Source organism: Nisaea sp. (genome assembly GCF_034670185.1).
In the GTDB taxonomy this organism is placed as follows: Bacteria; Pseudomonadota; Alphaproteobacteria; order Thalassobaculales; family Thalassobaculaceae; genus Nisaea.
The window spans coordinates 153,979-177,660 of sequence record NZ_JAXMNY010000003.1 but is presented as its reverse complement, the minus strand read 5'-3'; the positions used below and the strand labels follow the sequence as shown (position 1 = coordinate 177,660).

Sequence of the window (23,682 nt, the reverse complement as noted above, 5' to 3'; positions counted from 1 at the left end):
ATAATTCTAGTACCGCGCCCTCTTCCGGTACCGGCGGCATTCCGCGACAAGATGATCTAGCGTCTGCACCTCACGCCGCGGAATGTCGCCGAGATGATCGAAGTGGCTCTCAGTCGGCGGAATACAGACAGCGTTCACCGAAACTTCTGTCGTCAAATCCGAAATGTTCCGACCTTTGAAGTTCGGCCATGCCGCGACTTTGTAAGCCAAAATAAAAATCCGATACCCCAATTCACGCAGTGGATAGATCCAGGACAGATCATCGTCTTCTAGGCCGGTTTCAATGCTCAGAAATGGCGTGAATTTGGAAATCGTATCCAATGCACCCGCCACGACCGCAGCTTCATGTCCTTCGACATCGATCTTGATGAGATTGCACTGATCGAGCGCTAGACCATCGAGCGTGACCTGCTGCGTTTCAACAAAACGTCCAGGCACCCGTTCTGAATTAACTGAAAGAGACATGGACCCGAAGTCGAGGCTATCAATCTTTTCTACATCGGGATCCACAAAGCGCGCGGTTCCTGACGTACTGGAAACGATTGCCCTGGTTGCTGCCGCGTTGCAGACACCGTTCTGGTCCAGATTGTGTCTCAGTAGATCGAAGGCAAAGGGACTGGCTTCAAATGAGCGCACGCTTCCGGCCGGCCCCACCGCATTCGCGAAAGCCAGCGCCATCGCGCCGATATTGGCGCCTACATCAACGACCAAATCACCCTTAGAGAGCAGTCGTTCATAGACAATGACTTCGCCACGGCAATAATCACCGCACTCGGCCAGCGTCTGGCACAAATAGCGATCCGCCGCCGGGAATGTGATTTTCCCGTACCGAAATTTTGTGCTTAGGCAATTGACGAAAATGGAGTTCGGACAGTTCATGCTGTTCGCGTATCATGTAAAAATTCGTGGCGCCATTGTTTCGCCTCCACATTGGCACAATGTACGCCACACCGGCATGGTGCACCCTCACACCATTGCCATCCCTAGCAATACAGCATTCCAGTCTTTCCTTGCGGTAGAGCCATTCCGGCGCTACATAGCCACTCATGCGCAACGGTGAATTTTACGGACCCATGTGGTATCCGACCCAGACAATCGTGACTAGTTAGCCGTTTCGGCCTGGCCGGCCGAGACGGCATACGGATCGGGAACGCTCCCGTCCAAAGGCCTTGCGAAAAATCTGTCACGACGCCACCCCTCAAAAGGGTCCTACATCATGCCTGCCATTACACTTCCCGACGGCTCCGTCCGTTCCTTCGATGCCCCCGTTTCCGGCGCGGAAATCGCCGCCGATATCGGGCCGGGTCTTGCCAAAGCAGCGATCGCCATTCGCATCAACGGCGCACTCAGCGATCTCAGCCTGCCTATTGCTGAAGACAGCCAGGTCGCCCTTGTCACCAAGAAAGACCAGGAAGCGCTCGAGCTGATCCGGCACGACTGCGCCCACATCATGGCCGAAGCCGTGCTGGAGCTGTATCCCGAGACACAGGTCACCATCGGCCCGTCCATCGAGAATGGCTTCTATTACGACTTCTTCCGCGAGGAACATTTTACGCCGGACGATCTGGAAAAGATTGAAAAGCGGATGCACGAGATCGTCGACCGGGACGAGACCATTACCCGGGAGGTCTGGGACCGGGACGAGGCAGCCCTGCACTACAAGAAAGTGCATGAGCCGTTCAAGGTCGAGCTGGTTGAAACCATTCCGTCGGGCGAGGCCATCAGCTTCTACCGCCAGGGTGATTTCCTTGATCTCTGCCGCGGCCCGCACATGCCGTCGACGAAATATACCGGCCATGCCTTCAAGCTGATGAACGTTGCCGGCGCCTACTGGCGCGGCGACAGCAACCGGCCACAGTTGCAGCGGATCTACGGCACCGCCTGGCCGGACCAGAAACAGCTCGACGCCTACCTGCACATGCTTGAGGAAGCCGACAAACGCGATCACCGCAAACTCGGCCGCGAGCTGGACCTGTTCCACATCCAGGAAGAAGCCGTCGGCTCCGTCTTCTGGCATCCGCAAGGCTGGACGCTGTACCGGCAGATCGAGAACCATCTCCGCCGTAAGCTGGATCGCGCTGGCTATCAGGAAGTTAAAACCCCACAGCTGATCGACCGCTCCCTCTGGGAAGCATCCGGGCACTGGGAAAAATTTCGCGAGAACATGTTCACGGCCAATGCCGAGGACGACAAGGTGCTCGCCCTGAAACCGATGAACTGCCCGGGCCACGTGCAGATCTTCAAGCAAGGGCTGAAAAGCTATCGCGACCTGCCGCTGCGCCTCTCCGAATTTGGTTCCTGCCACCGGAACGAGCCGTCCGGCGCACTGCACGGCATCATGCGGGTGCGCGCCTTCACCCAGGACGACGCTCATATCTTCTGCACGGAAGAGCAGATCACCGAAGAGAGTGTGAAGTTCTGTGAGCTGCTTTCGGCGGTCTACAAGGATTTCGGCTTTACCGACGTGCGGGTGAAATTCTCCGATCGCCCGGAAGTGCGTGCCGGTGAAGACGCAATCTGGGACAAGGCCGAGAAATCCCTGAGCGATGCCTGCGACGCTGCGGGCCTCGATACCACGCTGAACCCCGGCGAAGGCGCCTTTTACGGCCCGAAACTCGAATTCGTGCTGACCGACGCGATCGGTCGGGACTGGCAGTGCGGCACCCTGCAGGTCGATTTTGTCCTGCCAGAGCGGCTGGACGCCTCATACATTGACGAGGACAGTAGCCGCAAGCGTCCGGTCATGCTGCACCGTGCCATCTTCGGCTCCATGGAGCGCTGGATCGGCATCCTGATCGAGCAATATGCCGGCCGCTTCCCGCTCTGGCTCTCGCCGGTTCAGGCCGTAATCGCGACCATCACCAACGATGCGGACGATTACGCAGCCGAAGTGATGGCCGCCGCGAAAGCCGCCGGATTGCGGGTTGCGATGGATCGCCGGAACGAGAAAATCAACTACAAGATCCGCGAGCACAGCGAGGCCAAGATCCCGGCAATCCTCGTCGTCGGCCGTCGCGAGGCGGAAGAAGGCAAGGTCGCGCTGCGGCGACTCGGCGGAAAAGCGCAAGAAGTGCTTGCACTCGACGACGCCATTACTAGACTTAAAGAAGAGGCTCTGGCTCCGGATCACCTCTGATCCGGGTCGGCACCTCCCCACACAACAGAAACAGATAACGAAGGAGGCGATAGATCGCCAGACCACCATTCAATCAACCGCCGGCCAAGGATGGCCCGCGGGTGAACCGCGACATTCTCGTAGAACGAGTCCGCTGCATTGATCCCGACGGGGAAATGCTCGGCGTACTGACTGTTCGCGAAGGCATTCTAAAAGCTGAAGAATTTGGCCTCGATCTGGTCGAAGTGTCCCCGAATGCGGACCCGCCCGTCTGTAAGATCCTCGATTACGGTAAATTCAAGTACGAGGCTCAGAAGAAAAAGAACGAAGCCAAGAAGAAGCAGAAGATCATCGAGATCAAAGAAATCAAGCTGCGTCCGAATATCGACGATCATGATTTCGAAGTGAAGATGAAGAACGTTCGCAAATTCATCGCTGAAGGGGACAAGGTGAAGGTCACCCTACGTTTCCGTGGCCGTGAAATGGCGCATCAGGACCTCGGCATGAACGTGCTGAACAGGGTCCGCGACGAGATGGAAGAAGCGGCGAAGGTCGAGTCCTATCCGAAGATGGAAGGCCGGCAGATGATCATGGTCATCGCGCCCCGCTAACCACCGGCACAGTCTCTTCTGCGCCGCGACATTCCGTCCCCATATGGTCCGATGGCCCCGCTCTGGCGGGGCCTTGGCATTTTCGGGATCAGACGGGACTGGTTTCCGACGCCAAGCGTCCTATGTTGGAACCGTTCCAAGTATAACCAATGGACCGCTTCATGGCCCTCGCCCCCAGACAGCTGCCTTCCAACCATCCCGCCCTGCCAGACGAAAAGATCGGTGTTCTGCTGCTCAACCTCGGCACGCCGGACGCGACGGACTATTGGTCGATCAGGCGCTATCTAAAGGAATTTCTCTCGGACGAGCGGGTCATCGAGGTGAACCCGCTTCTGTGGAAGCTGATCCTCAACCTGTTTATCCTGCCCACACGCCCCTCCAAGACCGGCCACGCCTACGAGCAGATCTGGGTAAAGGAAACAGACGAGTCCCCGCTGCGCCTTTACACGCGTAACCAGTCGGAGAAGCTGGCAGCCACGCTGTCGGCGAAGCATCCGAATGTCATTGTCGACTGGGGCATGCGGTACGGCAACCCGAGCACCGAAAGCAAGATCCGCGAGCTGAAGGACAAGGGATGCGAGCGCATTCTGCTGGTCGCACTTTACCCGCAATATGCCGCAAGCACGACAGCGACTGCCTATGACAAAAGCTTCGAAGCGCTGATGAAATTGCGCTGGCAACCCGCAGTCCGTACCGCCCCCGCCTATCATGACGAGCCGGCCTATATCGAGGGCCTCGCCAACTCCATCGATATGCACTTGAAGGGCCTCGACTGGACGCCCGACCTCCTCATCACCTCTTATCACGGCCTGCCGGAGCGCTACTTCCTGAACGGCGATCCCTATCACTGCCATTGCTTCAAGACCACGCGGCTGGTTCGCGAGAAACTCGGCTGGGACGACGACAAGATGATGGTCGCCTTCCAGTCCCGCTTCGGCAAGGAAGAGTGGCTGAAACCGTATCTTCAGGACACGGTCGAAGGGCTCCCTGCAAAAGGCGTAAAGAACCTCGCCATCATTTGCCCCGGCTTCTCCTCCGACTGCGTCGAGACGCTGGAGGAAATCAATATCGGCATTCGCGAGACTTTCGCGGAAGCGGGCGGAGAGAATTTCACCTACATCCCGTGCCTGAACGATAGTGATGATGGCATGAAGGCGATTGAAGCCGTGGTCGAACGGGAACTGATGGGCTGGGTTTAAGCCCTTTCATCCGTTCTCTCCGGACACGCAAAAAACGGCAGTTACGCCAAAACCACGGTCTGTCGATGTTAACGCCCCTCGGGCCTTCCGGCACCTGCGGGACTGGATGTGCCACCGGTTCTTCTGCATCCAAGTCGTAAATGCGCCCTCTCCGACCAGCATGCCGCCAGGATCGCATCAACCGATTCGTTAACTTTGGTAATACTTAAGTTGAATTTTTTCACTTATTTTCTACTCACGCTGAAACGCTCGAACAATCAGCGAATCATCAGATACATGAAAAATAAAAACATCAAATCCAATAAAAAATATTGAAAAAACCTCAAGTATTCGAACTTCTTTTTTATGGATAGTTTCGAATTTTACACTATTATGAATAGGGATAACTGAGAGATCCTCCGTTAAGTGAGGACAGGAAACGCCAATGTTCGGGTTCGGTAAAGAAAAGAGCGCCAACGAGGAAGCTGAAGAACGCCGCATCGAAGCGATGAAGCAGTCGATCGAAGCAGCTCTTGTTCAGATGAAGAAGCAGGCGGATGCCGCCCTCACCGATCGCTGCGAGGCATCTGCAAAGCGTCTCACCGAATTTCTGAAAAATCCCAAACTTCCCAAAGATTACGCCAAGCAGGTCCGGGAAGGCGTCGATAGACTGATGCTGCAAGCCTTCATGAAAGCAACAGCGCTTGCTGCGAAAGAGGCTGTCGATGCAGGCAAGAACGACGACAGTGAGAAGCGTACCGCCAAAATCAAGGAAGCGCGCGAAAAACTGTCCGGAGCCATGAAGAACAAGGCTCCTCAGGAATTCAAACAGCAATGCGAGCGTATGCTTGAGGTTGCCATGCTTTCAGGCGGAGTCAAGGCGAAGGGGCCGACCAAGGCCAAGCCTCGCGACACGGCCCCTAGGGTTGAGAACCGAGCCAAACCTGTTGACACTGCGCCGACAGCGGTGGCACCGGCGAAAAAACCGGAGACCAAAAAGCTCAAGACCTACGCCAAGCCTGTCGGAGCGTAACGCCGTTTGGCACCGCTGACAGAACCCGGATAAGAAACGCCGCCCAACAGGGCGGCGTTTGCATTTGCGGGCGCCATCAGGCGCGCTGTCCCCACGCTCAAACACAATAAATCCGTGTGGATTGCATTTTTGTATAGCAATTACATAAAAAGCATTTTAATCTTTACAGATCATTAACCACGCACCATCAACAGAAAGTTGGAGGCTGCCGATGTTTAGTCAGACGAATACCGGAACTATCGAGGACGAAGCGGCAATCCGCCGGATCCACGAGTTGGCGCCCGCCGTCAACGGAGCTCTCTTCCAGATCAAGAAGCAGGCAGAAAGCGGTCGCACTGACCGCTGCGAAGCGTCTGCCAAATGCTTGAAGGAAGCCATCAAGAGCGCCAAGCTCCCGAAGGATTATACCGACGAGGCAACCGGTGCCGTCGATGCCATCATGCTTCAGGCCTTCATGAAAGCGACCTCGATCGCCTCCCGAGCGGCTATCGAAGCCGCCATGGAAGACGAGATCGAGCGGCGCGCGATGAAGATCAAGGAAGCCCGCGAAAAACTGGCCGGCGCCATCCGATACAAAGCCCCTGAAGAGTTCCGACGCAAATGCGAGCGCATGCTGGAAACGGCACTGTTCTCCGGTGGCGTCAAGGCGAAGGGGCCGACAAGGGCGAAGCCCGGAGATATGCTGATGGAGGACATGGCAGGCGCGGAGTTGGCTCAGGCATAGGGGCGAACAAAAGCTCGCTGTCCCGTTCCTGCCCTCATCTCCGTCATCCCGAACTTGATTCGGGATCCATGTGGGCGGGCGTTCTACCTTACGAAAAGATAGCTCCCGGCTCTCCGGCCGGGATGACAATGGAAAGAAAAAGGCCGGGTATATGCCCGGCCTTTTCGCGTTTGGGTGAAAGCTGTCCTTAGCCGCGAATGCGGCCGCCGGTGGCCTTTTCGACCTGGGCGACGATCTTGCGGGTGACCTCGCCGATCTGCTCGTCCGTCAGGGTCGCGTCGACCGGTTGCAGGGTGATCTGGAGGGCGATGGATTTCTCCGTCTCTTCCAGACCCTTGCCCTGATATTCGTCGAACAGATGCACGCCGGAGATCAGAGCCTTGTCGGCACCGGCTGCGGCCCGGACCAGTTTTTCCGCCGGCACGTCCTTCTCCACCACGAAGGCGAAGTCACGGGTCAGCGGCTGGAACGGGGAGAGCTTAAGGAACGGCTTGGCCGGCCCCTTGGCTTTCGGTGTCGGCACCTTGGCGAGGAATATCTCGAAGGCCACAGCCGGGCCTTTCAGGTCCATCGCCTTCAGCACCTTCGGATGAAGCTCCCCGAAGGTCGCCAGCACGTTCGGTCCGAGGCGCAGCGCACCGGAGCGGCCCGGGTGGTACCAGGCAGGCGCATCGGTCGAGACCTGCAGATTACCCGCCGGCGCCTCCAGAGCCTCCAGCAGCGCCATGACGTCCGCCTTGGCATCAAAGGCATCGACCGCACGGGTCGAGCTGGCCCAGTCCTTCGGGCCGGTACGGCCAACGCGCAGGCCCGCCACTACCGTGGACTGGCCCTTCGGCGTCGCATCCGCATATTGCGGTCCGACCTCGAACAGGGACGCATCGCCAATCCCCATATTCGCGCCCCGGACAGCGGCCGCGATCAGGTTCGGCAAGATCGAGGGACGCATCACGTCCAACTCGCTGGAGATCGGGTTGACCAGCTTCAGCTCGTCCGCACCGCCGCCGAAGAGTTCGGCTTCATCCTGCGACAGGAAGGAGAAGGTGACCGCCTCCATCATGCCCCGGGACGCCAACAGGCGCTTCGACGTGCCTTCGCGGACCTGCGCCTTGCTGAGCGCCGGCTCCGGCACAACATGGCCGGTTTCCAGAGAGACCACCGGGATCTCGTCATAGCCGTTGATCCGGATGATTTCCTCGACCAGACAGGCCTCGCCCTCGACATCGCGATAGCGCCAGGACGGCATGACCGCGCTGATCGCCTCACCGCTGCCGGATACCTCGAAACCAAGCCGCGTCAGGATATCCTTCGCGCGTTCTTCCGGAACATCGATACCAGCGAGGCCCTTGATGCGGGAATGCCGCAGCGTGATGGTGCGTTTCCAGTCTTCTTCCTGACCATGCACGACCAGCTCGCTGGCCTCACCGCCGCAGATATCCAGCACCAGCTTTGAGGCAAGATGGACACCCCAGGTCGGGCTGGTCGGGTCGAGGCCGCGCTCGAAGCGATAACGGGCATCGCTCAGCACGTTCAGCTTCCGGCCCGTCATGGCGACCGAAATCGGATCGAAGATCGCGACCTCGAGATACATGTTCACGGTATCGTCGCCGCAACCGGTCCGCTCACCACCCATGATGCCGGCCATGTCGTCGATGCCGTGCTCGTCGCCGAGCACCAGCATGCCGTCCTCGAAGGTGTAGGTCTTCTCGTTCAGCGCTTCATAGCTCTCACCCGCCTTGGAAAGACGGATGCGGATCTTGCCACCTGACACCTTGTCCGCGTCATAGGCGTGCAGCGGACGGCCGACATCGAGCATCATGTAGTTGGTGATATCGACCAGCGCGGAGATCGGGCGCAAACCGACGGCAACGAGTCGGTCCTGCATCCATTTCGGGCTCGGACCGTTCTTCACGCCCTTGAAATAGCGGCCGACCACATAGGGCACCAGCGACGGCTCCGGCACGTCCACATCCCAGCCGATCGGGCTTGCGAATGTGCCTTTGACTTCACTGGTATCGAGCGGCTTCAGGGTACCGAGACCGGCCGCTGCAAGATCGCGGGCGATACCGCGCACACCGAGACAATCGGCCCGGTCCGGCGTGATAGCGATATCGATCACCGGATCGTCCAGCCCCGCATATTCGGCGTAGGACATGCCGACCGGCGCGTCTTCGGCAAGATCGATAATGCCGTCATGTTCGTCGGAGAGGCCCAGCTCGCGCTCGGAGCAGAGCATGCCGTTGCTCTCCTCGCCGCGAATGACGCCCTTCTTCAGATCGACGCCGGTGCCGGGAACATGACTGCCGGACGGGGCGAAAACGCCCTTCATGCCGGTGCGTGCGTTCGGCGCACCACAGACCACCTGGATGGTCTCCGTGCCGGTATCGACCTTGCAGACGCGCAGCCGGTCCGCGTTCGGATGCTGCACCGCCTCGATGACATGGGCGATGGTGAAGGGCGACAGCTTTTCAGCCGGATTGATCAGCTCCTCGACCTCAAGCCCGAGCATCGGCAGGGTGTCGCAGATCTGCTCGAGCGTGGCCTCGGTCTCGAGATGCTCTTTCAGCCAGGACAGCGAGAACTTCATCGGTTGAGCCCTCCGGCCAGATTGGGAACATCGAAGGGCATGAAGCCGTAATGCTTCAGCCAGCGCAGGTCGCTGTCATAGAACGGGCGCAGGTCGGGAATGCCGTATTTCAGCATGGCGATCCGCTCGATCCCCATACCGAAGGCGAAGCCCTGATATTCGGTCGAGTCGATGCCGCAATATTCCAGCACCTTCGGGTGCACCATGCCGCAGCCGAGGATTTCCAGCCAATCGTCGCCGGCACCGATCTTGAATTCGCCGCCCTTGCGGGTGCAGCCGATATCGACCTCGGCCGACGGCTCCGTGAACGGGAAGTAGGACGGTCGGAAGCGCACCGGCAGATCGTCCACGCCGAAGAAGGCACGGCAGAAATCGATCAGACAGCCCTTAAGGTGGCCCATATGGGTGGCCTTGTCGATCACCAGCCCCTCGACCTGATGGAACATCGGTGAGTGGGTGGCGTCATGGTCCGAGCGGAAGGTTCGCCCCGGGCAGATGATGCGGATCGGCGGGGTCTTCTTCTCCATGGTGCGGATCTGTACCGGGGAAGTGTGCGTGCGCAGAACGCGCGGCGTACCGCTCTCGTCCGGCGGCAGATAAAAGGTGTCGAGTTCCTGACGGGCCGGATGCTCGGGCGGAATATTGAGTGCGGTGAAATTGTAATAGTCGCTCTCGATATGTGGCCCTTCGGCGACGGAGAAGCCCATCTCGGCGAAGATCTGGGTCAGCTCTTCGATGGTCTGGGTGATCGGATGCACCCGGCCGGTCGCCTCCGGGCGGGCTGGCAGGGAGACATCGATCCGCTCGGCCAGGAGGCGGGCATCGAGTTCGGCATCCTCGAACCCGGTCTTGCGCGCCTCGATGGCCGCCTGGATCTCGTCCTTCAGACGGTTCAGGGCCTGGCCGGCTTCCTTGCGCTGCTCCGGATCGAGACCGCCGAGCTGCTTCATCAGGCCGGTGACCCGGCCCTTCTTGCCAAGAGCGCCGACACGGAGCTCTTCGAGTGCGGCAAGATCTCCCGCGCCATCAACGGCGGCGGCGAGTTCCGCTCTCAGTGTTTCAACGTCCTGCATGATCCTCTTTCACCCCAAATCGGTGCCGGTTCCGGTCCAGCGCGGGTTCCTTAAAGCAAAAGGGGCCCGGCTAAGGCCAGACCCCTTTTCAACTCTTTTACCGAAAGACATCCGGAACAGGTTCCGGAAAGACTTTTAGTCGGCAGTTCCGAGCGCGGCCTGGGCTTGATCGACCAGGCTTTTAAACGCCGCCGGCTCGTGGATCGCGAGATCCGAGAGCACCTTGCGGTCGAGCTCGATACCGGCCTTCTTCAGACCATTCATGAACTTCGAATAGGTCAGACCGTAGCTGCGCGCACCGGCATTGATACGCTGAATCCAGAGAGCGCGGAAATCGCGCTTGCGGACCCGGCGATCACGATAGGCGTACTGAGCCGCCTTCTCCATCGCCTGTACGGCAACGCGGAAGACATTCTTCCGGCGGCCGTAATAGCCTTTGGTCTTGTCCGTAACTTTCTTATGACGGGCGTGAGCCGTGACGCCCCGTTTTACACGTGCCATCTCTGGTGCCCTTTCTTAAGCGTACGGAAGGAATTGTTTGACGATTTTCGCATCGGCATCGGACAGGATCATCGTCCCCCGGGCCTTGCGCTTCATCTTCTGGGACTTGTTCGACAGCTGGTGGCGCTTGTAGGCGACGTTACCACGCACCTTGCCGCTGCCCGTGAGCCGGAACCGCTTCTTGGCGCCGCTCTTGGTCTTCATCTTGGGCATTTCGATCTCCGTTTTAGCGGTTACTACCTGCCGGCCTGGCATGCCCTACAAGCCATGACGCGGCGCTCCCCCACGATCACTCATGGGGAGGCGGGTTTATACAGAGCGGGAACGGGAGAATCAAGCGGTCTGTGAGCCCCGCATACCTGCCTGACCGTTAACGGACAGGCTCCGGCAATCTGGACGTCTCCACGTGCCGCCGCTCCGGATGGTTATAGAACGGATCGCGTGGAGGTTCTCACCTTGATATCTCTGAGTGAAGCTCTACCCGGCGGATAATCTTTCGCGCGCAAGACTCAGGTAGTACTGGAGCCCGTAAGCCAACGCTTCGTCATTGAAGTCATAAGCGGAATTGTGCAGCGAAGCCGTGTCGCCGTTACCGATATTCATGAAGTTCCCCGGCACACGGGTCAGCAGCCTCGCGAAATCCTCCGATCCGCCGATCCGCGGCGCATCGCCATCAACACGGGACGGATCGCCGGTCACCGACGACGCCGCTTCAACGGCCGCGGCCGTCAGCTCCGCATCGTTGAGCAATGGAACAAATTCGCGGCTGTAGTCGATCGAGACATCGCATCCGTGCGCCTCGGCGGTCCCCCGTGCAACGCGCCGCATCCCCTGTTCAATACGCTCACTGATCCGGGGATGAAAACTGCGGGCATCTCCAAGAATTTCCGCCGCTCCGGCGATGGCATTGCGCGTGCCGTTCGTCGTGACTTCCGTGACCGACAATACGGAAAGTTCCGACGGGTCGATCTGCCTGGAGACAACCGTCTGCAGCGCCAGAACAGTCGCGCAGGCGGCAACCAGCGCATCCTGGCTTTCATGCGGTCGTGACGCATGACCGCCACTGCCCGTCAACGTGATCCGGAAATTGTCCTCGGCGGCCATGAAGGCGCCTTTCCGGGTGGCGAAATGCCCGACCGGCAATCCCGGCATATTGTGGACACCATAGGCCTCCTCGAACGGGAAGCGCTCCAGCAATCCGTCATCCAGCATCGCCTGCATACCTTTGCCCCACTCTTCGGCGGGCTGGAAAATGAACCTGATGGTACCGCTGAAGTCCCCGCTCTCGCTCAATGCCTTGGCCGCGCCCAGAAGCATGGCTGTGTGACCGTCATGACCGCACGCATGCATCAGGCCGGGAGCGACGGATTTATAGGCTGGCGACCCGGTCTCCTCGATACGCAGAGCGTCCATATCCGCGCGGAAGGCAATCGATCGGTTCCCGTCACCACGCCGCAGTGTGGCAACAATCCCGGTCCCTCCGACACCCTGCTCAACCTCCTTGAAGCCGAACTCATTCAGTTTTTCCGCAACGAACGCAGCCGTCCCCGTCTCCTCGAAACCGAATTCGGGATGACGGTGCAAGTGGCGCCGCCATGTTGTCATCTCCGCATGTAAACGGGCGAAACTCTTATCCATGACGTCTGTCCAGCCGATCCCCAGAGGTATCACATATTGACCTTGGGACAGCGGCTGCGCAATGCAGGCCGGGGTGGCATGATTTTCCGACGCCAACAAACCGACAAACGGCCTTTTTAGGCCTGCCTCGCGCATGAAATTTCAAACTAGTCAGTAACGTGCGCGCACCAGATAAAGTGAGCGCAAAGGACACCGCAGCGCAGAACGCGATCACAGCCACCATCGGGATCGCCGTTCCGTCAATAACAGGGACTGAGACCACAGTTGCGAATTTAGTGGGTCTTTGTCCCGTTCGCGGCCAACCGCAGCTCTCGCAATTGGCCCGTCAGCTCCACCATGTGATTGGAAACGACAACCTGCTGCTTCTCTCCGTCCGCAACGGGACACACAACACGCTCCCAGTCGCAGGGCGCACGCGAATGGACATAGGGGTTGCGGCAGAGGATCAAACGTTCCTCCCTCATGGCCCTCATATATTGTTCCCTGAGGATGTCCCCGACATCGGGCCCCAGATCGGCAACCCATTTGCCCGTCATCTCGAACCCCGTGCGGTTCGCGATCTCGCTTCCATAAAGTCGATACCGAAAATCTTCCCGGGGCGGATCAAATTCGAGAATCATGATATTGCCGAGCCAAGGCTTCAGGGTCTCAAGAGCAAAATCGCTCCTGGACGCCATGCCTTCGCGTGGCTTCACCTTGAGGCAATATTCAAGAAACGAAACCGAGCGCTCATGCACCGGCGTGTTTTCATCCGTTTCAGGATACCAAATCGAAAATTCGCTCGGATCGATCAAGCGTAACTCCAGCCCTATACAGCACCGACCCCAAATCGATTAAACCATAAAATTCCATTTAAATGCTAAAAACAGGGAAACACTGCATCCGTGACTTGCGGGCGCCCGAAAGGCACGGCCCCGCTTCGCGCGAATCGTTGACCTCAGGCGCGCCGCGCCCTAGCTTCCCGCGCACTATTGCAAGCTCAAGGAAAAAAACATGACCTCCCTTATCCCCACCGAGATCGCCGAGAACGCCCGCGCCTGGCCGTTCGAGGAAGCGCGAAAGATCGTTGCGCGGCTCGGGGGCAAGAAACCGGAACAAGGTCATGTCATCCTGGAGACCGGCTACGGCCCGTCCGGCCTGCCGCATATTGGCACTTTCGGCGAGGTTTTCCGCACTACCATGGTGCGTCGCGCTTTCGAACAGCTCATGCCGGATGTTCCGACCAAGCTGATTGCCTTCTCCGACGACATGGACGGCTTCCGCAAGGTGCCGACCAACCTGCCGAACCAGGAGATGCTGGCGGAGTATCTGAATAAGCCTCTGACCCAGGTCCCCGATCCTTTCGGCACGCATGAGAGCTTTGGTGCGCACAACAACAACCGGCTGATGGAATTCCTCGACAGCTTCGGCTTCGAGTACGAGTTCATGTCCTCGACCGAATGCTACAAGAGCGGCATGTTCGACAAGGCGCTGCTGGAAACCCTGCAGCACTACGACGAGATCATGGCGATCATGCTGCCAACCCTCGGCAAGGAGCGGCAGGCAACCTACTCGCCCTTCCTGCCGGTCTGCCCGACCACCGGAGATGTCCTTCAGGTTGCCATCACCGAGCGCAACACCGATGCGGGCACTGTGATTTATGAAGATCCGAACGGCGGCGGCAAGGTTGAGGTGCCGGTTACGGGCGGGCACTGCAAGCTGCAATGGAAGTGCGACTGGGCCATGCGCTGGCACGCGCTCGGCGTCGATTACGAAATGTCCGGCAAGGATCTGATCGACAGCGTCAAGCAGAGCTCCAAGATCTGCCGCACCCTCGGCTCCAGGCCGCCGGAGAGCCTCAGCTATGAGCTGTTCCTCGACGAGGAGGGCGGCAAGATCTCGAAGTCGAAGGGCAACGGCCTTTCGGTCGAGGACTGGTTGCGCTACGGCTCACCGGAAAGCCTGTCGCTGTTCATGTTCCAGCAGCCCAAAAGGGCCAAGCGGCTCTATTTCGACGTCATTCCGAAGAATACGGACGAGTATTTCCAGTTCCTCGACAAGCTGGAAGAAGAGAGTGACGAGGCCAAAAAGGTCGAAAACCCGGTCTGGCACATCACGCAGGGCAAGGGTCGCGGCGACGAGGAGAAGGTGCCGCTCAGCTTCGGCCTGCTGCTGAACCTCGCGTCCGTCTGCCATGCAGAAGACACCTCTGTCCTCTGGGGCTATATCGCCCGCTACGCGCCGGGCGCGACTGCGGAAACCCACCCGGTGCTGGACCGGATGGCTGGCTACGCCGTGAACTACTATCAGGACTTCGCCCGGCCGCAGAAGCAGTACCGCGCTCCGACGGAGCAGGAACGCGCCGCGTTCGAGGATCTGGTCGGCGAGCTCAAAGCCCTCCCGGCAGACGCCGATGCGGAAACCATCCAGACCCAGGTCTACGAGGTCGGCAAACGCCACGATTTCGAGAACCTGCGCGACTGGTTCAAGGCGCTCTACCAGGTCCTGCTCGGCCAGGACCAGGGCCCGCGTTTCGGCAGCTTCATTGCGCTCTACGGACGGGATGAAACGGTATCGCTGATCGAGAAGGCACTGGCGGGCGAGGATCTGGCGGCTTAAGCAGAAAACCCTTCCCCGAACATAAAAACGGCCCTGCTTGACAGGGCCGTTTTCATATTAAGCAGCTGCGCCTCAATCAGAACCGGTAACCGACACCAATACCGAACACCCAAGGGTCGAGATCCGCGTCGACATTGATCGGGCCACTACCGACATTCGTCGTGATCGTGGTGTTGAGAAATATCTTTTTGACATCGACGTTAAGCGACCACGGGCCGGAGATCGCATAGTCGAAACCAGCCTGAAGTGCGTAGCCGAAGCCATCGTCGTAGGAGATCGACTGCGCCGCGCCGGGCTTCTCGTCATAGAAGAAAGTATAGTTGATTCCGGCGCCGAGATACGGGCTGAAGCGCTCCTTGGGCATGAAGTGATACTGCAGCGTCAGGGTTGGCGGCAGCAGCATGACAGAGCCAAGATCAACATTCGGATTCTTCCAATCCAAATCATGCTCTGTCGTTGCCGCAATCAATTCCAGCGCAATGTTGTCGGTGATGAAGTAGGAAAAATCGACTTCCGGAACATAGTCGTTGTTCAGCTCGCCGCCACCGGTCGTAAGCTGATTGGAAGAAGTCTCTTCATCCGGAACCATGGCGATGCCACGGGCGCGGATAACAAAATCACCAGCCTGCTTTGGTTTGAATTCGTCAGACTGGGCCAGCGCCGTACCGCTTACAGTCATGAGTGAACCCAGTACGGCAAATGTGGCTGCCGCCGCCATCACTTTCCCGGAGAATGTCATCCGTCCGTCCTCTTGTATCAAAATTGCTGGCGGCAAATTGCGCCCCGCTTTCGCGGGCGGCTTTGACACAGATCAACAGCGGAAATTAAAACGGCGTTATTCCTTAATAAGTTAACTGACCCAGATCAGTTAACTGGCAGAGCAAAATGAGCGAGTGGCAAGCTGCTCAGCCGCCACTCACTCCACCAGCTCCGCCTTGATCGCCCGCGCCAGGAACTTCGAATAGATTCGCGCCTGCGCGAAGCTGCCGCCGGTGTACCAGAGGCCCGGCTGCCGGGTCGGGGTCCACATGTTGTTCAGCTCCTGAATCTCCGGATCGATGTCCCAGACCTTGCCGACCCGGTCCGCCACCGTGTCCCCAAACAGCACGCGGGTCATGTGATCCTGCCCCTTATAGCCCGTGGCGAGCACGATCAGGTCCGCCTCGTGCGGTGTGCCGTCCTTCATGCGCAGGCCGCCTGCCTCGAAATGCTCGATATCGGCATTCTGGATCAGGCCAATCCGGCCCGCCGCCATCAGGTCCGAGGCACCGACATTGAAATAGTAACCGCCGCCACGGGTGCGGTATTTCAGCGGCCAGCCGGTGCCCCCCTCGCCGAAGTCGAGCCGGAAGCCGACCTTCTCCAGACCGTCGAGCAGCGGCTTGTCGATCTCCTTCACCTTGTCGGTGATGATCTTGTGGGCAACGCGGACCAGATCGAAGGGCGTCGCCAGGTTAATCAGATCCCGGTCCTCCCAGCTCGGCCCCTCGCCCCAGTAGATGCCGTCATAGAGCTGCGCGCTCGGCTCGATATTCACAATCAGGGTCGGGCTGCGCTGGACGATGGTGACGTCGGCATCGTTGCCTTCGAGATCCTGCGCAATGTCGTGCGCGCTGGTACCGGTGCCGAAGATGGTCACCCGCTTGCCCTTCCAGTCCGATCCGGCGGTGAACTGGCTCGAATGCAGCACCGGCCCGTCAAACCGCTCAAGGGTCGGGATGGTGGGGATATTCGGGGTGCCGCTGACGCTGGTCGCCATGACGATATGGCGCGGTCGCATTTCCCGCACCGTTCCGTCCGCCAGTGTCACCTGGGCGTTCCAGCAGCCGGCTTGTTCATCATATTCCGCGCCCTCAAAGGAGGTCTCTGTCCAGAAATTGATGTCCATCGCGTCGACATAGGCTTCCAGCCAGTTGGCGATGCGATCCTTCGGGATGTAGGTCGGCCAGCCCTCCGGAAAGGGCATGTAGGGCAGATGGTTGCTGTGAATGTAGTTGTGCAGCCGGAGTCCGTGATAGCGCAGCCGCCAATTGTCCCCGACCCGCTTCATCCGATCGACCACGAGCGTATCGACATCAAGCCGGTTCAGCCGGGCCGCCGCCGTCAGTCCGGCATGGCCGCCGCCAACAATCAGCACTTCGGGATCACGGTCCGCATAGGCCCGCTCCTTCTCGCGCCTGTCGAGCCAGTTCGGGCCGTGGAATTTCGGGTTGAAGGCAGGATCGTCATTCTGCTCGAAGATCCGAGCTTCCTCGAAGCCCTTTATATCCTCGAGCGCTGTCATGAAGACCCAGGCGCGCGGCGTATCGGACGGGTACTTGATACGCACCAGACCAAGGCCGGTGCCCTTGTCTGTTTCGAAGGACAGGAAACCCTCGATCACGGACGCTCCCGCCCGCTCGACGATGCGGGGGGCGACATGATCCTCCGCAATGGAAAAGCTGCCCAGGCCTTCGTCTGCCGCTTCCGCCAGAAGTCGCTCGGCGATCGCCACATTGCCCGGGACAGTCCGCTGCTGACCGGACAGGATCAACACGTCACGCCAGTAGCCGCTCGGGTCGAAACAATCGGCCAGTGCGCCGGCGTCCGACGCTGTCAGGGCCGCATTCAAACCGGCGAGCCAGCCCTCCAGCACCCCCGTGACATCGGGTTCCGTCATCCGGTTCATCAAGCATCCTCCCTTTGGTCTTTTGCAGAAGACTAGGGGGCGGCCGAATAGGTGTAAACGCGGGTGGAAGACGATTTCACGCCTCAGAAGCACTCAGTGTCCGCGAACAGATCAGACACTCAATCGCCCCATAACCTCTTCAGCGATGGCGAGCGATGATGTAACCCCCGGTGACTCGATGCCATAGAGACTGACCAGTCCGGGCACGCCGTGGTCGGCGGGTCCTTGGATCATGAAGTCCACGGCAGGCTCGCCTTCGGCCTGAATTTTTGGGCGGATGCCGGAATAGGCCGGCGTCAGGCTGTCGTCGGGAAGACCCGGCCAGTATTTCCGGACCGCTGCATAGAAGCTGTCGGAGCGGCTCGGGTCGACGTCGTAATTGATCTCATCGATCCACTCGACATCCGGTCCGAAACGGGCCTGCCCGCCGAGGTCGATGGTTAGGTGGACGCCGAGGCCTGCTGCTTCCGGAGCCGGATAGATCAGACTGCTGAACGGCGCCGCGCAGCCGGTGAGCTGATAGTAATTGCCCTTGCAGAAATGCTGCGCCGGAATCGCGTCTGCCGGGAAGCCCTCGATGGTGCGCATGATGCTCTGGCTGTGCAGACCGGCGGCGACTACGACGGTCTTCGCGGTGATCGTCATACCGTGCAACCCGCCGACGCGCAGCTCGATACCGCCTTCCGTGACCTTCCCGCCTTCGACAGGAGAAAGGAAGGCGATCATGCCGCCATGCTCTTCAAGATCGCCTTGCAGGGCCAGCATGTAGGAATGGCTATCGATCACCCCGGTCGAGGGGGACCAGAGCGCGGTGACGCAGCGCAGGTCCGGCTCGCGCGCGGTGACTTCATTATGGGAGAGGAACTCGAGGTCGTTGACGCCGTTCTTCTCGGCCCGCTCCTTGATCTGCTGCAGGGCCGGGATCTGGTCTTCGGAGGTTGCGACGATCAGCTTGCCGAGTTTCTTGTAGGGCACCCCGTGGCTCTCGACATACTCGTACAGCAATTCCTTGCCGCGCACACAGACATCGGCCTTCAGGCTGCCTGGCGGATAATAGATACCGGCATGGATGACTTCGGAATGGCGCGAGCTGGTCTCCGAGCCGATCAGATCATGCTGCTCCAGCACGATCACCTCGCGCCCGGCCATGGCCAGCGCCCGCGCCGCCGCAAGGCCAACCACACCCGCCCCGATCACCACTGCGTCGACAGCTTCCGACACGCCTTGTTCCTCCAGCATTTTCTTGATCGTCATCCCGGATCGGGTCCGGGATGACGGCCTTATTGATTGATTATGGGGTTAAAACGGCACCTCGTCCGCGTCAACTGACGGTGTTGGAACAGGTGCCGTCCCGAAAAAGGCACGGGTCTCCACCACCGCCTCGGCAAGGCCGCAGCGTCGCACCTCGACACCCTCCGGGAAGGCCCCGAGCAGCCGGGTCGGCATCATCGGATCGAGCAGCACGAAGACACCACGATCATCCGCCCTGCGCACAAGGCGCCCGAAGGCCTGCTTCAGCTTCAGCCGGGTCAGCATGTCCGTGTAGCTGCCACCGCCGAAAGCCGAACGGCGGGCACGATAGAGGATATCCGGGCGTGGCCAGGGCACCCGGTCGAAGACGATCAGGCGCAGGGCGTTGCCGGGCACATCCACCCCGTCCCGCACCGCGTCCGTGCCGAGCAGGCAGGCGTTTTCCTCTGCCCGAAAGATGTCGATCAGGGTGGAAAGGTCGAGCCCATCCACATGCTGGGCATAGAGCGGCAGATCGGCCTCGTCGATAGCGCCGCCGATCCGCCGGTGCACCTCGCGCAAGCGCTGGATTGCGGTGAACAGGCCGAGCGCGCCACCGCCGGAGGCGAGGAACAGCTCCCGATAGGCCGACGCAACCTGCGCCATGTCGTCCTTGCGCACATCGTTGACGATGAAGACGCGGGTCCGGGACGGATAATCGAATGGCGAGGCAACGGCCGCATGCACCGCCGGCGCATCCAGCCAGACCGCCCCGGTCCGCTCTTCCGCCGCTTGCCAGTCGCGGAAATCGTTGCCGGTACCGTCCCGCAATGTGGCCGAGGTCATGACCACGCCCTGCGCGGGTTTCACCACCGCTTCGGCGAAGGGCCGGCCCGGATCGATCCAGTGCCGGTGTAGGCCGAGATCCATGTCCCGGCCGTCCATCCGGTCGATCTCGAGCCAGTCGACATATTCCGCCGGGGTTTCGTGCGCCAGCGCCTTCAGCATGTCGCGCCAGGCGCCCAGCGTCATCTCACCGCGCCGCTGCAGGGAGCGTGCGACCGCCTCGATGCGCAGGCGGATGGCGCTTTCCAGCTCGTCCGCATCCTCGTCCAGCCGGCTCTCCAGCCGCTTCTTCAACGCCTTCAGCGGGGTCAGGATGCGGGCCAGCGCGGTGTCGAGCGCTTCGGCCGCATCCAGCAGACCGTCTACCGGCGGATGGGTGTCCGTCTGCATTGAATAGGGGCTATCCGGCTGCTCGGTCCGGGCATAGACCTGGGTGCGGACAAGTGCCAGGAAACGCTCCGTCTCGCCCCGCGTCTCTCCCTCGGCGATCCGGGTCAACCAGCCCTCGCCCGGCAGCACGCGGGCGGCATGGATTACCTCTTCAAGAGCCTCCAGTGCCTTCTCGTCGTCAGCAATCAGATCCTCGACGCGTTTCTTCAGACCGCGCGCCCGGCCGGAACGGCGGCCCTCGGCGCCGATCAGCCAGCGCCGCAGCTCAATTGTCTCGATCGCAGTCAGATGCGCCGAGAAGGCGCTGTCGGCCGCATCGAAGACATGATGTCCCTCATCGAACACATAGCGGGTCGGCAGTGCCCCGTCGTCGATCCCGCCAAGCGCCGCCTGGATCATCACCAGCGCATGATTTGCGACGACGATCTCCGCCCGCCGGGCCCGGCGCACGGATTTCTCGATGTAGCATTTGGAATAATGCGGGCAGGCGGAATAGATGCACTCGCCGCGCCGGTCCGCCAGCCCGACGGTGCGGCCCCGCCCAAGCAGATCGGCCAGCCAAGCCGGGAAATCCCCGCCCTGCACGTCCCCGTCCCGGGTCACTTCCGCCCAGCGCGCCATCAGGCCGAGGGCGGTGCCGAATTGCGGCATGGTCGGCAGCGTGTTCACCGCCTCTTCCAGATTGAGCAGGCAGAGATAATTCTCCCGCCCCTTGCGCACCACCGCCTTCAGCGCCTTGCGCACCGGGTCCGGATAAAGCCGGTCAAGCTCGCCGTCGATCTGGTGCTGCAGGTTGCGGGTGTAGGTGGAAACCCAGACCGCGCCCTCGTTCTTCTCCGCCCAGACGCTGGCGGGCGCGATATAGCCAAGGGTCTTGCCGACGCCGGTGCCGGCTTCCGCCAACACCACATTCGGGCGCCGTTCCTCTTCGCGCGGCATGAAGGCGGCGGAGACGGCGGAGGCATAGTCCGCCTGGCTCGGCCGCGCTTCCGCTCCATCTCCGAGCAACGTCGCCAGCCTCTCCCGCGCTTCCGCATCGCCAACCGGTTTGTTACCGGCCGGCGGCTCCGGCGCATGTTCGGACCATTCCTCCAGCCGGCGCCAGACCTGCAATCCGCTCGGCCGCACCGGGCCCGGTGGCGGCAATTCCCCGGCACCCAGCGCATGCAGCACCGCATCGCCCCAGGCCCAGCCGCAATTGCGCATGGTCTCGGCAATCGGCCGGGCGCTTGGGTCCCGGTCCTTGTCGGCAAGCTCCGCCAGGAGGGAGGCTGCGGCCGATGACAGCACCAGCGCCTCGTCCTCATGATCCTGCGGCGGCGCCAGCATCAGCGCGTCGGCAAGGCCGCGCGGTGTCGGCAGACAGAATTGGGCGGGGCGGACGAAGGCGAAAAGTTCGAGAACGTCGACTGCCGCGATTCCGTCGAGCCGGAGCCGCCGGGATATCGCACGGGCATGGGCGACGAGGCACGGCCCGGCGCGCAGCCGGCCAGCCGCTTCCTCGTGGCTGATCTGCTCCAGATCACCGTCCGTCCCGAGCCAGACCGCGAAACGCGGGGCGAGGACAAGGCTCGGCAATGAGGGTATACGGATCTCGCGCTCGGAGGAGGTCATCCCCTCCCTTTATCAAGGCCGCGCCGGGTTTGCCAGAAGTGCTTGGAGCCTGCATTCTGTGCCCGTCTGAAGTGAGGAAAAAAGATCATGTTCGCGAGCCCTGCGATCCCGGATGAAAAAGCGACGGCGCTGATCCAGTGGCTGATCTATCAGGCATGGGAAAAAGCGCCGAACGAGGAGCTGGTCGCGGCGACGGCGGAACGGATCGTTGAGGCCGGGGTGCCGCTCGACCGCTGCCGGGTGGCGATGTATACGCTGCATCCGGAAATCGGCTCGCTGATGTTCGACTGGGACCGGGCGGAGAATACCGCCGTCACCGGCCACCGGCACGAGATTGCCTATAGCCGGGACGAATCCGAGGAATGGAAAGCCAGCCCGTTGCGGCACATGATGGCGACCGGCACGCTGCGCCTCCGGCGGCGGCTCACCGGGTCCGATGCCGAACTGGATTTCACTGCCTTCGAAGAATTCCGCGACGAGGGTTTCACCGACTATTACGCCTGCATGTTTGGCGGCGCGGAAGCGCTGCGCCTGATCCGTGAGGGGGAACGCAGTTGCGGCGCTCTGCTGCGCTGGCTGACCCGCCATCCGGACGGTTTCTCCGAGCATGACATCGCCTTCATCGACAGCATCGTGCCGGCCCTGACCTCGGCCATTCAGGCGCATCTCGATCAGGAAATATCTGCGAACCTGCTAGATGCCTATGTCGGCCCGCTGGTCGGCAGCCGCATCCTGAAAGGCGAGATCCGGCGCGGCATGGCGGAAAGCCTGGATGCCGTGCTGATGATCGCCGACCTGTCCGATTTCACCAGCGTCAGCGACATCGTCTCGAAAGAGGAGATGGTCTCGGCGCTGAACCGCTATTTCGACGCCATGCTGGCGCCGGTCCATGCCGCCGGCGGTCAGGTGCTGAAATTCCTCGGCGACGGGTTCCTCGCCATCTTCCCGTTCGAGCAAGGCATGCAGCGGGAGGTCGCCCGTAAGGCGCTGCAGGCCACGACCGAGGCACTGGCCGCTGTCGATGCCTTGGCCGAAACCGAGGCGGGTCTGGAACGTCCGGCCATGGGTCTCAACGTGGCGCTGCATCTGGGCGAGGTCATGTTCGGCAATGTCGGCTCCCGCGACCGGCTCGACTTCACGGTGATCGGCCCCGCTGTGAACGAGGCCAGCCGCATGGAGAGTCTCTGCCGTTCGCTGGGCACCGACGTCATCCTGTCGGAGACCATCGCTGCCCTGCTGCCTGAGCAAACCAGGCTGCTGACCCGGACGGAGTTACGCGGCGTGAAGGGCGAGCGCGCGCTCTATGCCCCCCTCCCGGCAGCCACAGGAGGCGTGCGATGAGTGAGCCGAAATTCGATGCCATCGACCGCGCCATCCTGACCTTTATCCAGAGCAACGGCCGCGCCGCCTACGCCGATATTGGCGCCCATGCCGGCCTGTCCGTCTCCGCCGTCAATGAGCGACTGAAGAAGCTTCAGGCCGCCGGTGCGATCCGCGGCTACGGCGCCATCCTGGAACCGGCAGCCATCGGTCTCGAAGTTCTCGCCTATGTCTCAGTGCTGATTGACTGGAGCGTCCATAACGAAGCCTTCCTGGAAGCGGTGCTCGCCATGCCCGAAGTGCTCGAATGCCATCATGTCACCGGCGACTGGTCCTACCTGCTGAAAATCCGCACCCGCTCCAACGACGCGCTGGAAGACGTGATTTCCAACCGCATCAAGCTGCTGCCGGGGGTAACAAGGAGCCAGACGGTTATCGCGTTGAAGTCACCGAAGGAAAGCGCGGTCCTGCCGGTTTGAGGCGGAACTCTTTCCACCCTCAGCCACCCCACTCAACCAACAAACGCCGTCATTCGCGCGCACGCAGGAACCCAGGA

General features: G+C 60.6%; 19 protein-coding genes. 8 read left to right on the top strand and 11 right to left on the bottom strand.

The window, feature by feature from the left end:
* Window positions 1–6: 6 nt before the first annotated feature.
* Window positions 7–879 (bottom strand): FkbM family methyltransferase, encoded by an 873-nt coding sequence (locus VOI22_RS14375; RefSeq protein WP_323797150.1) that lies wholly within the window; start codon window positions 877–879, stop codon window positions 7–9.
* Window positions 880–1,216: 337 nt separating this feature from the next.
* Between VOI22_RS14375 and thrS the strand changes: the two genes are divergently transcribed.
* From thrS to VOI22_RS14350, 5 genes are all read left to right on the top strand, one after another.
* Window positions 1,217–3,136 carry a threonine--tRNA ligase gene (gene thrS, locus VOI22_RS14370; RefSeq protein ID WP_323797149.1) on the top strand — a complete coding sequence of 640 codons (1,920 nt, stop codon included), beginning with the start codon at window positions 1,217–1,219 and terminating at the stop codon, window positions 3,134–3,136.
* A gap of 101 nt (window positions 3,137–3,237) precedes the next feature.
* Window positions 3,238–3,726 carry a translation initiation factor IF-3 gene (gene infC, locus VOI22_RS14365; protein ID WP_245577586.1) on the top strand — a complete coding sequence of 163 codons (489 nt, stop codon included), beginning with the start codon at window positions 3,238–3,240 and terminating at the stop codon, window positions 3,724–3,726.
* A gap of 161 nt (window positions 3,727–3,887) precedes the next feature.
* Window positions 3,888–4,925, top strand: a complete 1,038-nt coding sequence (gene hemH / locus VOI22_RS14360) for a ferrochelatase (protein ID WP_323797148.1) — start codon at window positions 3,888–3,890, stop codon at window positions 4,923–4,925.
* A 424-nt stretch (window positions 4,926–5,349) separates the two neighbouring features.
* A complete protein-coding gene (locus tag VOI22_RS14355) occupies window positions 5,350–5,937 on the top strand; it encodes a hypothetical protein (protein WP_323797147.1) in 588 nt (195 codons plus the stop codon).
* Window positions 5,938–6,148: 211 nt separating this feature from the next.
* The gene (locus VOI22_RS14350) at window positions 6,149–6,661 is read left to right on the top strand and encodes a hypothetical protein (RefSeq protein WP_323797146.1); all 513 of its coding nucleotides are present in this window, start codon (window positions 6,149–6,151) and stop codon (window positions 6,659–6,661) included.
* 187 nt (window positions 6,662–6,848) lie between these two features.
* Here the strand turns inward: VOI22_RS14350 and pheT are convergent, their stop codons facing one another.
* The 6 genes from pheT to VOI22_RS14320 form a co-directional block, all read right to left on the bottom strand.
* Window positions 6,849–9,248, bottom strand: a complete 2,400-nt coding sequence (pheT, locus tag VOI22_RS14345) for a phenylalanine--tRNA ligase subunit beta (protein ID WP_323797145.1) — start codon at window positions 9,246–9,248, stop codon at window positions 6,849–6,851.
* Window positions 9,245–10,321, bottom strand: coding sequence for a phenylalanine--tRNA ligase subunit alpha (pheS, locus tag VOI22_RS14340; protein ID WP_323797144.1), 1,077 nt, complete (start codon window positions 10,319–10,321; stop codon window positions 9,245–9,247). Before pheS ends, pheT begins: the two co-directional genes overlap by 4 nt.
* A gap of 135 nt (window positions 10,322–10,456) precedes the next feature.
* Entirely contained in the window at window positions 10,457–10,822 is a 366-nt protein-coding gene (gene rplT, locus VOI22_RS14335; protein WP_193172694.1) for a 50S ribosomal protein L20, read from the bottom strand.
* Between the two features lie 15 nt (window positions 10,823–10,837).
* Window positions 10,838–11,035: a 50S ribosomal protein L35 gene (gene rpmI, locus VOI22_RS14330; protein WP_028467118.1), complete on the bottom strand. Its 198-nt coding sequence runs from the start codon at window positions 11,033–11,035 to the stop codon at window positions 10,838–10,840.
* Between the two features lie 264 nt (window positions 11,036–11,299).
* The gene (locus VOI22_RS14325) at window positions 11,300–12,460 is read right to left on the bottom strand and encodes a M20 aminoacylase family protein (protein WP_323797143.1); all 1,161 of its coding nucleotides are present in this window, start codon (window positions 12,458–12,460) and stop codon (window positions 11,300–11,302) included.
* A gap of 272 nt (window positions 12,461–12,732) precedes the next feature.
* The gene (locus VOI22_RS14320; protein WP_323797142.1) at window positions 12,733–13,254 is read right to left on the bottom strand and encodes a hypothetical protein; all 522 of its coding nucleotides are present in this window, start codon (window positions 13,252–13,254) and stop codon (window positions 12,733–12,735) included.
* A 199-nt stretch (window positions 13,255–13,453) separates the two neighbouring features.
* On the opposite strand from VOI22_RS14320, the gene VOI22_RS14315 reads away from it, so the two are divergent.
* Window positions 13,454–15,058: a lysine--tRNA ligase gene (locus tag VOI22_RS14315; protein WP_323797141.1), complete on the top strand. Its 1,605-nt coding sequence runs from the start codon at window positions 13,454–13,456 to the stop codon at window positions 15,056–15,058.
* 76 nt (window positions 15,059–15,134) lie between these two features.
* Here VOI22_RS14315 and VOI22_RS14310 read toward each other — a convergent pair whose 3' ends face one another.
* From VOI22_RS14310 to VOI22_RS14295, 4 genes are all read right to left on the bottom strand, one after another.
* Window positions 15,135–15,776 (bottom strand): OmpW/AlkL family protein, encoded by a 642-nt coding sequence (locus VOI22_RS14310; RefSeq protein ID WP_323797140.1) that lies wholly within the window; start codon window positions 15,774–15,776, stop codon window positions 15,135–15,137.
* Between the two features lie 198 nt (window positions 15,777–15,974).
* A complete protein-coding gene (locus VOI22_RS14305; RefSeq protein ID WP_323797139.1) occupies window positions 15,975–17,726 on the bottom strand; it encodes an NAD(P)/FAD-dependent oxidoreductase in 1,752 nt (583 codons plus the stop codon).
* A gap of 111 nt (window positions 17,727–17,837) precedes the next feature.
* Window positions 17,838–18,980 (bottom strand): NAD(P)/FAD-dependent oxidoreductase, encoded by a 1,143-nt coding sequence (locus VOI22_RS14300; protein ID WP_323797138.1) that lies wholly within the window; start codon window positions 18,978–18,980, stop codon window positions 17,838–17,840.
* A gap of 45 nt (window positions 18,981–19,025) precedes the next feature.
* Window positions 19,026–21,806 carry an ATP-dependent DNA helicase gene (locus tag VOI22_RS14295; protein ID WP_323797137.1) on the bottom strand — a complete coding sequence of 927 codons (2,781 nt, stop codon included), beginning with the start codon at window positions 21,804–21,806 and terminating at the stop codon, window positions 19,026–19,028.
* Between the two features lie 87 nt (window positions 21,807–21,893).
* Here VOI22_RS14295 and VOI22_RS14290 point away from each other — a divergent pair, with 87 nt between their 5' ends.
* A complete protein-coding gene (locus VOI22_RS14290; RefSeq protein ID WP_323797136.1) occupies window positions 21,894–23,147 on the top strand; it encodes an adenylate/guanylate cyclase domain-containing protein in 1,254 nt (417 codons plus the stop codon).
* On the top strand, window positions 23,144–23,605 hold the full coding sequence (locus VOI22_RS14285) for an Lrp/AsnC family transcriptional regulator (RefSeq protein WP_323797135.1): 462 nt from the start codon (window positions 23,144–23,146) through the stop codon (window positions 23,603–23,605). The genes VOI22_RS14290 and VOI22_RS14285 overlap by 4 nt, the downstream gene beginning before the upstream one ends.
* Window positions 23,606–23,682 lie beyond the last annotated feature (77 nt).